This window comes from Kitasatospora sp. NPDC051914 (assembly GCF_040680995.1).
Taxonomy (GTDB): Bacteria; Actinomycetota; Actinomycetes; order Streptomycetales; family Streptomycetaceae; genus Kitasatospora.
On sequence record NZ_JBFAXX010000007.1, the window covers coordinates 1 to 11,412 of the forward strand.

An 11,412-nucleotide genomic window follows, 5' to 3' on the forward strand; every position below is an offset into this window, starting at 1 on the left:
CGCTCCCGGGGCGGGCCCCCCACCAGCCGGGGCCCCCCCGCGCCCGCCCCCCCCGGCCCGCCCCCCCCGCCCCCCCCGCGCCCCCGCCCCCCCCGGCGGGTGGCCGCGGGCGGACAGGACAGCCGGTCCGGCTACGGCAGCCAGTCCGGGGCCGGCTGCATCACGACCAGCCGGTCGACCTCCATCGTCGCGGGGCGGGAGTCCTGCGGCGGGGTGTGGAAGTTCCCGTCGTCCACCGACAGGTTGAGGATCGGGTACGCGGCGAAGCCCTTGCCGACGCCCAGGTCGTCCTCGTACGCGCGGACCAGGTGGCCCAGATCGGTGCCGACGTACCAGGCCACGCTGTCGGCGCCGAACCGTGCACCCACCCAGAGCCAGCGACCCGCACCGATCTCCGGCCCCGAGTACAGCGCGCCCGAGCCGGGCGACAGGACGTGGTTGGCGAACTCGATGGTGCTCGGATTGTCGGCGTGCCACTCGAAGACGTCCAGCTCGTTGTGGCCGTCCCGCCACGTCCACAGCGCCGGCCAGGTGCCGGAGCCCGCGGCGGGCAGCCGGACGTGGGTCATCAGCAGGCCGCCGGTGCGGATCTGCGCACCGGCGCCGCCCGAGTCGCAGGAGTCCCCGGTGGTCAGCAGCCCGGTGTTCCACTGCCCGTCGGCCCGCCGCGTGGCGGTGATCGTCAGGTGCCCGGAGGCCGTGCTGAGCGCCGTCGTGGTGAGGTGGTCCAGCTTGTACTGGCCGGGATTGGTGATGCACTGCGAGTGCGCGGCGCTCTGCCAGCCCCAGGTGCGGCCCGGACCGAGGTCCAGCCTGCGGAAGGTCTCGTCCAGCACGGTGGTCGGGGACCGCTCCGCGGCGGCTGCAGGTGCCGCAGCCACCGAGCACAGCAGCGCGGCCGAGGTCAGCAGGCGCAGGAACATCGAGCTCTCCGATCGTGGCGGGACCGCCGGTGCTCCCACCATGGGGCCGCTGCCCGAGATCCTCATCCCGACTGGCCCGTGCGGGCTATCGTGTCGCGCTGACCGTAGGCTCGTAGGGACTGCATGTTCGGATGCTCGAAGCGCCGTACCGGAGGGGCCATGGCAGTGGAGGAGCGGACCGGCGGCCGGACGAGCCGCCTGGAGGTCCGGCTGGTCCGGCGCGGATTCGCGGACCCGGACGCCGCGGTCCGGCGCCTCGCCGAACCGGCGCTGCACGGGCTCGCCGAGGACCCGCTGCTGCTGGACGCGCTCGGCGCCACCGCCGACCCGGACCTGGCCCTGCTCGGACTGTCCCGGCTGCTGGACGCCCTCGACGAGCCCGAACGGCACACCCTGCGCGACACCCTCACCACCTCCAAGCCGCTGCGCGACCGCCTGCTCGGCGTCCTCGGCGCCTCCGCCGCCCTCGGCGATCACCTGGCCCGCCACCCGGAGGACTGGCACGCCCTGGTCACCTTCGAGACGCACGACATCCACCCCGGCCAGGCCGAGTTCCGCCACGCCCTGACCGAACGCGTCTGGGCCGCCGAACCGTTCCGCCGCCCCGACGTCCTGCGCACCGCCTACCGCCGCTGCCTGCTCGCCATCGCCGCCCGCGACCTCACCGGCACCACCGACCTCCCGCAGACCTCCGCCGAACTCGCCGACCTGGCCGGCGCCACCCTGCAGACCGCCCTGGACATCGCCTCCGCCGAGGACCCGGACGCCGCGGCCGCCTGCCGGCTCGCCGTCATCGGCATGGGCAAGTGCGGCGGCGGCGAACTCAACTACGTCTCCGACGTGGACGTGGTCTTCGTCGCCGAGGCCCGGGAGGGCACCGACGAGCACCGCGCCCTCCAGGCCGCCACCCGGCTCGCCGCCCGGCTGATGCGGGTCTGCTCCGACACCACCGGCGAGGGCGTCATCTGGCCGGTCGACGCCAACCTGCGTCCGGAGGGCCGCAACGGGCCGCTGGTGCGCACCCTGGCCAGCCACCTCGCCTACTACCAGCGCTGGGCCAAGACCTGGGAGTTCCAGGCGCTGCTCAAGGCCCGGCCGGTCGCCGGCGACACCGAACTCGGCGCCGCCTACACCGACGCCATCTCCCCGCTGGTCTGGCAGGCCGCCGCCCGCGAGAACTTCGTCGCCGACGTGCAGCAGATGCGCCGCCGCGTCGTCGACGCCATCCCCGCCACCGAACTCGACCGGCAGCTCAAGCTCGGCCCGGGCGGGCTGCGCGACGTCGAGTTCTCCGTCCAGCTGCTCCAGCTGGTGCACGGCCGCACCGACCCCGCCCTGCGCAGCGGCAACACCCTGCAGGCCCTGCAGGCGCTCAGCGCCGGCGGCTACGTCGGCCGCGCCGACGCCGCCTCCCTCGACACCGCCTACCGCTTCCTGCGCTCGCTCGAGCACCGCATCCAGCTGCACCGGCTGCGCCGCACCCACCTGATGCCCACCGGCGAGGACGACCAGCGCAGGCTCGCCCGCTCCCTCGCCGCCCTGATCAACGACGACACCCGGGCCGACCCGGTGGCCGCACTCCAGCGCGAGTGGAAGCGGCACGCCGTCGAGGTCCGCCGACTGCACGAGCGGCTGTTCTACCGCCCGCTGCTGGACGCCGTCGCCGAGCTGCCCGCCGGCGCCGCCGGCCTGCGCCCGGAGGCCGCCAAGGCGCGGCTGGAGGCACTCGGCTACGCCGACCCGGCCGCCGCGCTGCGCCACCTGACCGCGCTGGCCGCCGGCGTCAGCCGCAAGGCCGCCATCCAGCGCACCCTGCTGCCGGTGCTGCTCGGCTGGTTCGCCGACTCCGCCGACCCGGACGCCGGGCTGCTCAACTTCCGGCAGGTCTCCGACGCCCTCGGCCGCACCCCCTGGTACCTGCGCCTGCTGCGCGACGAGGGCGCCGCCGCCGAGCAGCTCGCCCGGGTGCTCTCCGCCGGCCGGCTCGCCCCCGACCTGCTGCTGCGCGCGCCCGAGGCGGTCGCCATGCTCGGTGACCCGCAGGGCCTGGTACCGCGCGGCCGGGCCGCCCTCGAACAGGAGATCCTGGCCGCGGTCGGCCGGGCCGGGGGAGCCCCGGCCGGCGTCGCGGCCGCCCGCTCCGTCCGCCGCCGCGAGCTGTTCCGCACCGCCGCCGCCGACGTGCTCGGCCGTTTCGGCGAGGACCCGGCGGAGGCGGTCGACGCCGCCGGCGAGGCCCTCACCGCCCTCAACGCGGCCACCCTCCAGGGCGCCCTGCGCGCCTGCATCGCCGGCTGGGAGGCCCGCAACGGAGAACTGCCGACCCGGCTCGCGGTGATCGCCATGGGCCGTTTCGGCGGCCACGAGCTCGGCTACGGCTCCGACGCCGACGTCCTGCTCGTCCACGAACCCGTCCTGGAGGCGCTCGAGGAGGACGCCGCCAAGGCCGCCCACGCGGTCTGCCACGAACTGCGGACCCTGCTCGCCGCCCCCTCCACCGAGCCGCCGCTGCTGGTCGACGCCGACCTCCGCCCGGAGGGCCGCAACGGCCCGCTGGTGCGCACCCTCGGCTCGTACGCCGCCTACTACCGGCGTTGGTCGCACGTGTGGGAGAGCCAGGCACTGCTGCGCGCCGAGCCGGTCGCCGGCGACCCGGGCCTGGGGGAGCGGTTCCGGGCGCTGATCGACCCGCTGCGCTACCCGGGCGGCGGCGTGCCCGAGCGGGACCTCACCGAGATCCGCCGGATCAAGGCCAGGATCGAGTCCGAACGGCTGCCGCGCGGCGCCGACCCCACCACCCACACCAAGATCGGCCGCGGCGGCCTGGCCGACGTCGAATGGGTGGTGCAGCTCTACCAGCTCCAGCACGGCCACGAGCTGCCCGGGCTGCGCACCACCCGCACCCGCAAGGCCCTCGCGGAGGCCGCCCGGGCCGGGCTGCTGTCGCACGAGGACGCGATGGTGCTGGACGCCGCCTGGGTGCTGGCCTCGCGGGTGCGCAGCGCCGTGATGCTGGTGCGCGGCCGGCCCGGCGACAGCTTCCCCGGCGACGCCCGCGAGCTGTCCGGCGTGGCCCGTTACCTGGGGTACGGGGTCGGCCACAGCGGGGAGCTGGTGGACGACTACCGGCGGACGACCCGCCGGGCGCGGGCGGTGGTGGAGCGGCTGTTCTACGGGCCGTGACGGGCCCGGCGGCGGGCCGCCGCGGTCAGCGGCGGCCGGCGGTGACCGGCGTCGTCCAGTCCACCGGGACGGTGACCGGGCGCTCGCTCGGCCCGCCCGGCACCCTGGGCAGCTGGTACACCCAGACGTGGTACAGCAGCCGGGCGGCCAGGAAGCCGACCGCGAGGCAGGCGATGCCGCCGACGGCGTCCATCCAGAAGTGGTTGGCGGTGGAGATGATCACGACCAGGGTCGCCACCGGATAGACCAGGCCGAGCACCCGCACCCATGTCCGCCGGGCCAGGAAGAAGATCGTCAGACCGCACCAGAGCGACCAGCCGATGTGCATGGACGGCATCGCCGCGTACTGGTTGGAGACGTGCGCCGCCGGGCCGGAGGCCATCGAGCCCCAGGTGTTGTGGAGGGCGACGGTGTCGATGAAGCCGCCGCCCGTCATCAGCCGGGGCGGGGCCAGCGGGAAGCAGTAGAAGCCCACCAGGGCGATGCCGGTGGTCACGAAGAGGACGGTTCGGGTGGCCGCGTAGCGGCCGGGATGTCTGCGGTACAGCCAGACCAGCACGCCGATCGTGACGATGAAGTGCAGGGTCGCGTAGTAGTAGTTCATACCGACGATCAGCCACTCGGCCCGGTCGACCGTGTGGTTGACCGCCCTCTCTATGCCGACGCCGAGGGTGCGCTCGAAGCGCCAGATCCAGTCCGCGTGCTTCTGGGCGATGGTCGCCTGCTCGGGGACGGCGTTGCGCACGAGCGAGTACAGCCAGTAGCTGATGCCGATCAGCGCCAGCTCGAACCAGAGCCGGGGCCGGGCCGGGGTGCGCCGCTGGGCGTTGACGCGGCCGCGGAGCGCGGCGGAGCGCGTACGGGCGGCGCTGGTGGCTCCGTCCGGCAGCGGGCTCCTGTCGGTGGCCTCGCCCGGGACGGAACCGCTGGACACCGCGCCGGCGCGGTCGGCGTCGGCTGTCTGGATATCGGTCGGTTCCCCCATGGACGAGAAGTCTGCCAGACGTCCCGTGGCCGTCCGCTCATCCTCTGGTCGGGGATTCTTCACCGGCTGTCCCCCTGCGGATGGAGGGGGAGTGAGCCTGGGGGGACGCATGCAATCCATTGTTGCCTGCGCTCAACACGGGGGTCGACCCCGGGGTGCACCGGGAGTCCCCCTCGCGAGCAGCCCCCTCGCGCCCGGAGGCGGGTTGAGGAAGAGAGGCCCGTCGGGCTCTGTCAGGGTTCCGGACCGGTTTCTCCGGACCCGACGGGCAACCGTCTCCCCGCGCGGGGCGCGCCGCTTCTTGCGGCTCCGCGCGTCGTGCCCGGCTTCCGGCGGTCATGCCCGGGCACGCCTATGACTCTGCGGCCTCGGCAACGGTTCGGTCAAGAGGTTGGTTGCAACATTTTCAGCATCTTGCTGAAACATCTTGCAGCGCGCTACCGTCCACGCCACCTCAACTCAATGACGAACGAGCCGCCCCAAGGGAGCCCGCTGTGGCCGATGTGCAGCCCCGCCGTTCTCGGAGCACCACCCCGTACCGCAGACCCCGCCGAGCAGCCGTCCTGCTGGCCGCGTCCCTGATCTCCGCCACCCTGGGTTCCGCGCCGCTCGCCGCGGCCGCCGCCCCTCCCGCCCCGCCGTCGGACGCCGCGCTGGCCGCCACCGCGGCCCGGCACGACCTGACGAAGGAGCAGTTCTACTTCGTCCTTCCCGACCGCTTCGCCAACGGAAACACCGCCAACGACAACGGCGGCGTCACCGGCGGTCGCCTCGACAACGGCTTCGACCCCGCGGACAAGGGCTTCTACCACGGTGGCGACCTCCAGGGCCTGATCGACAAGCTCGACTACATCGAGGACCTCGGCACCACCGCCATCTGGATGGCGCCGATCTTCAAGAACAAGCCCGTGCAGGGCGCCGGCGCGGACGCCTCCGCCGGCTACCACGGCTACTGGATCACCGACTTCACCCAGGTCGACCCGCACTTCGGCACCAACGACCAGCTCAAGGAGCTGATCCGCAAGGCGCACGACAAGGGCATCAAGGTCTTCTTCGACGTCATCACCAACCACACCGCCGACGTCATCGACTTCGCCGAGCACAGCTACGACTACCGCTCCGCCGGCGCCTACCCGACCCTGGACGCGGACGGCAACCCGGTCGACGAGACCGCCGTCGCCGACGCCGGCACCGCCTGGCCGAAGATCACCAAGGACTCGTTCCCGTACAGCCCGGTGCTGCGCTCGCCGGCCGACGCGAACGCGAAGACCCCGTCCTGGCTGAACGACCCGTCGCTGTACCACAACCGCGGCAACTCGACCTTCGTCGGCGAGTCCTCCACCGAGGGCGACTTCTCCGGGCTGGACGACCTGGACACCCAGAACCCCAAGGTCGTCGAGGGCTTCAAGAAGATCTACCAGACCTGGGTCGCCGAGGCCGGCGTGGACGGCTTCCGGATCGACACCGTCAAGCACGTCAACATGGCGTTCTGGCAGAACTGGGCGCCCGCGCTCAAGCAGTTCGCCGCGCAGCGCGGCAACAAGGACTTCTTCATGTTCGGCGAGGTGTACTCCGCCGACCCGTCCGTCACCGCCCCGTACGTCACCAAGGGCAAGCTGCAGGCCACCCTGGACTTCGCCTTCCAGGACGCGGCCCGCCGGTTCGTCTCGCAGAACGGCTCCGCCAAGTCCCTCGCCGAGCTGTACGCGCAGGACTACCGCTACACCACCGGCGCCACCGACGCCTACGAGCTGCCGACCTTCCTCGGCAACCACGACATGGGCCGCTTCGGCAGCTTCCTGCAGAGCGACAACCCGGGCGCGAGCCAGGAGCTGCTGCTCAAGAAGGACCTGCTCGCCAACGAGCTGCAGTTCCTCACCCGGGGCCAGCCGGTCGTCTACTACGGCGACGAGCAGGGCTTCACCGGCGCGGGCGGCGACAAGGACGCCCGGCAGGACATGTTCGCGTCCAAGACGGCCTCCTACAACGCGGACAACGTCATCGGCGGCAGCAAGGGCTCCGCCGACCGCTACGGCAAGCACGGCGCGCTGTACGAGGGCATCTCCGACCTCGCCTCGCTGCGCGAGGCCCACCCGGCGCTCGCCGACGGAGCCCAGGTCGAGCGGTACGCCGCCGACGGCCCCGGCGTGTACGCCTTCTCCCGGATCGACGCCAAGCAGCAGGTCGAGTACCTGGTCGCGGTGAACAACGCGGCCGAGCCGAAGACCGTCGCCCTGGACACCTACTCCGCCGGCATGGACTTCCGGCCGGTCTACCCGGCCGCCGGTGCCAAGACCACCACCGGTGCCGACCGCAAGCTCACCGTGACCGTGCCGCCGATGTCCTCGGTGGTGTACAAGGCGTCCGGCAAGCTGGCCAAGCCCGCCGCCGGCCCGCAGATCACCCTGCAGGCGCCCGCGGACGGCTCCTCCGGCACGGTCACCGTCGGCGCCCAGGTGCCCGGCACCGGCTTCAACCGGGTGACCTTCGCCGCGCAGGTCGGCAACGGCCCCTGGCAGGTCCTCGGCACCGCCGACAACGGCTCCTTCAAGGTCACCCAGGACGTCTCCTCCGCCGCCCCCGGCACCGTCGTCCGCTACAAGGCCGTCGTCCAGGACTCGGCCGGCACGCTCGCCTCCGCCACCGGCTCCTTCACCACCGGCGCCCCGGTGCCGCAGCAGGCCCCGAGCGCCACCTCCCGCCCGTACGCCGTCGTCCACTACCAGCGCAAGAACGGCGACTACGACGGCTGGAACCTCTACGCCTGGGGCGACATCGCCGACGGCGAGGCCACCACCTGGCCGGACGGGCACGGCTTCGTCGGCCGTGACGCCTACGGCGCCTTCGCCTACGTGAAGCTGAAGACCGGCGCCTCCGACGTCGGCTTCGTGGTGGAGAACAACGGCACCAAGGACGTCGACGCCGACCGCCACATCGACCTCGGCACCACCGGCGAGGTGTGGATCAAGGAGGGCGACCCGACCGTCCGCACCGCCAACCCGGACCCGGCGGTGCCGGTGAAGGAGAACACCGCGGTCATCCACTACCACCGCGCGGACGGCAAGTACGACGGCTGGGGCCTGCACGACTGGACGGGCGCCGCCACCCCCACCGACTGGGGCAACCCGCTGATGCCGGCCCGCAAGGACGCCTTCGGCGCGGTCTTCGAGGTGCCGCTCGCCGAGGGTGCGACCAGCCTCAGCTACATCGTCCACAACGGCAACGACAAGGACCTCCCGCAGGACCAGTCGCTGAACTTCGCCTCCAGCGGCCGCGAGGTCTGGATCATCGGCGGCCAGGAGGGCTACCTGCTGCCGCAGGCCTCCGGCGCCTCCTCCCAGCTCGACCTCTCCTCCTCGCGCGCCCAGTGGATCGACGCGAAGACCGTCGTGGTGCCCGCCAACTACGGCGCCGGCGACGCCGCGCTCAAGGGCGGCACCAGCGCCCAGCTGATCTACGACCCGGCCGGCGGCATCGCCGTCGACAAGGGCGTGCTCACCAAGCCCGGCCGCTGGATCCGGCTCACCCCAGGCGCCCTCACCGACGCCCAGAAGGCCGCCTACCCGCACCTGGCCGGCTACCGCGCCTTCACCGTCGACAGCCGCGACGCGGGCCGGATCACCGACGCCCTGCGCAGCCAGCTGATCTTCAGCGAGCACCTGCCGAACGGCGCCGCCCTGGCCGCCACCGGCGTCCAGATACCCGGCGCCCTCGACGACCTGTACGCCGCGAAGGCCGCCAAGGCCCAGCTCGGTCCGGTCTACAGCGGCCGCAAGGAGGAGGGCTGGTTCGGTGACGACAACCGGAAGGTCACCCTGTCGCTCTGGGCGCCGACCGCCACCGAGGTCTCCGTCGACCTGTACGACAAGGCCACCGGCGGCAGCCCCGAGAACGTGCCGCTCAAGCGGGACGAGGCCACCGGCGTCTGGTCGCTCACCCGCGACCACGAGGACCTGGACGGCAAGTACTACACCTACAAGGTCGAGGTCTGGGCGCCCAGCGTCCAGCAGGTGGTGACCAACACCGTCACCGACCCGTACTCGGTCGCGCTCTCCACCGACTCCAGGCGGAGCCTGGTCGCCGACCTCGGCTCGCAGCGGACCAAGCCCAAGGGCTGGGACCAGCACCGCAGCCCGGCGGGCATCCCGGCCGCCAAGCAGCAGATCCAGGAGCTGCACGTCCGCGACTTCTCCAGCGCCGACACCACCGTGCCGGCCGCCGAGCGCGGCACCTACCTGGCGTTCACCCGGTCCAAGTCGGCCGGCATGCAGCACCTGCGCGACCTCGCCAAGGCCGGTGTCACCACCGTCCACCTGCTGCCGACCTTCGACATCGCCACCATCCGCGAGAACCGGGCCGACCAGAAGCTGCCCGCCTGCGACCTCGCCTCGCTCGCCGCCGACAGCGAGCAGCAGCAGGAGTGCGTCGCCGCCGTCCAGGCCGAGGACGCCTACAACTGGGGCTACGACCCGCTGCACTACACCGTGCCCGAGGGCTCGTACGCCACCGACCCCAATGGCACCGCCCGCACCGTGCAGTTCCGCGAGATGGTGCAGGCGATGCACGACGCCGGCCTGCGGGTCGTCCTCGACGTGGTCTACAACCACACCGCGGCCGCCGGACAGGCCGAGCACTCCGTGCTCGACAAGATCGTCCCCGGCTACTACCAGCGGCTCAGCGACGCCGGCAAGGTCACCACGGACAGCTGCTGCGCGGACACCGCGCCCGAGCACGCCATGATGAACAAGCTGGTCGTCGACTCCGTGGTCACCTGGGCGCGGCAGTACCGCGTCGACGGTTTCCGCTTCGACCTGATGGGCCTCGACCCGAAGTCCACCATGCTCGACGTGCAGTCGGCGCTGCGCGGCCTCACCAAGCAGAAGGACGGCGTCGACGGATCGAGCGTCTTCCTGTACGGCGAGGGCTGGAACTTCGGCGTGGTCGCCAACGACGCCCGGTTCGTCCAGGCCACCCAGACCAACATGGCCGGCACCGGCATCGCCACCTTCAACGACCGCATCCGCGACGCCGCCCGCGGCGGCAACTACATGCTCTCCTCGGCGCCACAGCAGGGCTTCGCCTCCGGCCTGTTCACCGACCCCAACGGCTCGGCGGACAACGGCACCGCGGCCGAGCAGAAGGCCCGCCTGCTGCACCAGATGGACCAGGTGAAGGTCGGCCTCACCGGCAACCTGGCCGGCTACTCCTTCACCGACACCGCCGGAAAGACCGTCACCGGCAAGGCCGTCGACTACAACGGTGCCCCCACCGGGTACGCCGCCCAGCCCGGCGAGGCGGTCGAGTACCTGGACGCGCACGACAACGCCGACCTGTTCGACGCGCTCGCCTACAAGCTGCCCGTCGGCACCTCCCCGGCCGACCGGGCCCGGATGCAGGCGCTCGGCCTGTCGCTCACCGCGCTCAGCCAGGGCCCCGGCTTCATCCAGGCCGGCAGCGACCTGATGCGCTCCAAGTCGCTGGACGCCAACTCCTACGACTCCGGCGACTGGTTCAACTCCATCCACTGGGACTGCACCCAGGGCAACGGCTGGGGCCGCGGCCTGCCGATGGCGGCCGACAACCGCTCGATGTGGCCGACCGCCAAGTCGCTGCTCGCCGACCCGAAGCTGGCCGTCGGCTGCAACGAGATCAACGCGTCGGCCTCGATGTACCAGCAGTTCCTGCGGATCCGGCAGTCCTCGCCGCTGTTCTCGCTGAGCACCGCCGCGGAGGTGCAGAAGCGGCTGTCCTTCCCGCTCTCCGGCACCGCAGGGGAGGCGCCCGGCGTGATCACCATGCACCTGGACGGCACCGGCCTGCGCGGCGCCGAGAAGGGCATCACCGTGGTCTTCAACGCCACGCCCACCACCCAGCGGCAGACCCTGGCCGCCCTCAAGGGCACCGGCCAGGCGCTGCACCGGGTGCAGGCGGCCGGCGCCGACGCGGTGGTCAAGAACTCCGCCTTCGACCCGGCCACCGGCACCTTCACGGTGCCCGCCCGGACCGTGGCGGTGTTCGTCCAGAACTGACGGAACGTCCGTAGGCAGAAGGGGCTCCGCGGCCATGCGGGGCCCCTTCCGCATTGGCCGAAAACCGCCCTACGGAGGCGGGATGGCGCACCGGTGCCGGCACCGGACGGCGGGTTCGCACACCCACCGGCCCGGCCACCGGGCCGGTCGGGGCCAATGAGACCGGCTGTCAGCCGGCCGCGGGCGCGGCGGACGTCCGCCGAGTCGATCGAGGCGACTTCCCGTCAGGCGTTAACGCCCGTTGGCGTTTCCCTGCCATCTTGGTGGCATGCATCTGTCACTCACCGGTCGT

Annotated in this window: 4 protein-coding genes; 2 read left to right on the forward strand and 2 right to left on the reverse strand. The window is 72.6% G+C overall.

Going from position 1 to position 11,412, the window contains the following annotated elements; all coding sequences use genetic code 11:
• Positions 1-131 precede the first annotated feature (131 nt).
• Entirely contained in the window at positions 132-923 is a 792-nt protein-coding gene (locus AB0M03_RS06720) for a beta-glucanase (protein WP_363489181.1), read from the reverse strand.
• 159 nt (positions 924-1,082) lie between these two features.
• On the opposite strand from AB0M03_RS06720, the gene AB0M03_RS06725 reads away from it, so the two are divergent.
• Positions 1,083-4,106 (forward strand): bifunctional [glutamine synthetase] adenylyltransferase/[glutamine synthetase]-adenylyl-L-tyrosine phosphorylase, encoded by a 3,024-nt coding sequence (locus AB0M03_RS06725; protein WP_363489183.1) that lies wholly within the window; start codon positions 1,083-1,085, stop codon positions 4,104-4,106.
• A gap of 25 nt (positions 4,107-4,131) precedes the next feature.
• Here the strand turns inward: AB0M03_RS06725 and AB0M03_RS06730 are convergent, their stop codons facing one another.
• On the reverse strand, positions 4,132-5,091 hold the full coding sequence (locus AB0M03_RS06730; RefSeq protein ID WP_363489185.1) for a phosphatase PAP2 family protein: 960 nt from the start codon (positions 5,089-5,091) through the stop codon (positions 4,132-4,134).
• A gap of 494 nt (positions 5,092-5,585) precedes the next feature.
• On the opposite strand from AB0M03_RS06730, the gene pulA reads away from it, so the two are divergent.
• Positions 5,586-11,120, forward strand: coding sequence for a pullulanase-type alpha-1,6-glucosidase (gene pulA, locus AB0M03_RS06735; RefSeq protein WP_363489187.1), 5,535 nt, complete (start codon positions 5,586-5,588; stop codon positions 11,118-11,120).
• Positions 11,121-11,412 lie beyond the last annotated feature (292 nt).

Coding starts and splice junctions, on each gene's coding strand:
- AB0M03_RS06720 (WP_363489181.1), bottom strand. CDS start 923: ATGTTCCTGCGCCTGCTGACCTCGGCCGCGCTGCTGTGCTCGGTGGCT.
- AB0M03_RS06725 (WP_363489183.1), top strand. CDS start 1,083: ATGGCAGTGGAGGAGCGGACCGGCGGCCGGACGAGCCGCCTGGAGGTC.
- AB0M03_RS06730 (WP_363489185.1), bottom strand. CDS start 5,091: ATGGGGGAACCGACCGATATCCAGACAGCCGACGCCGACCGCGCCGGC.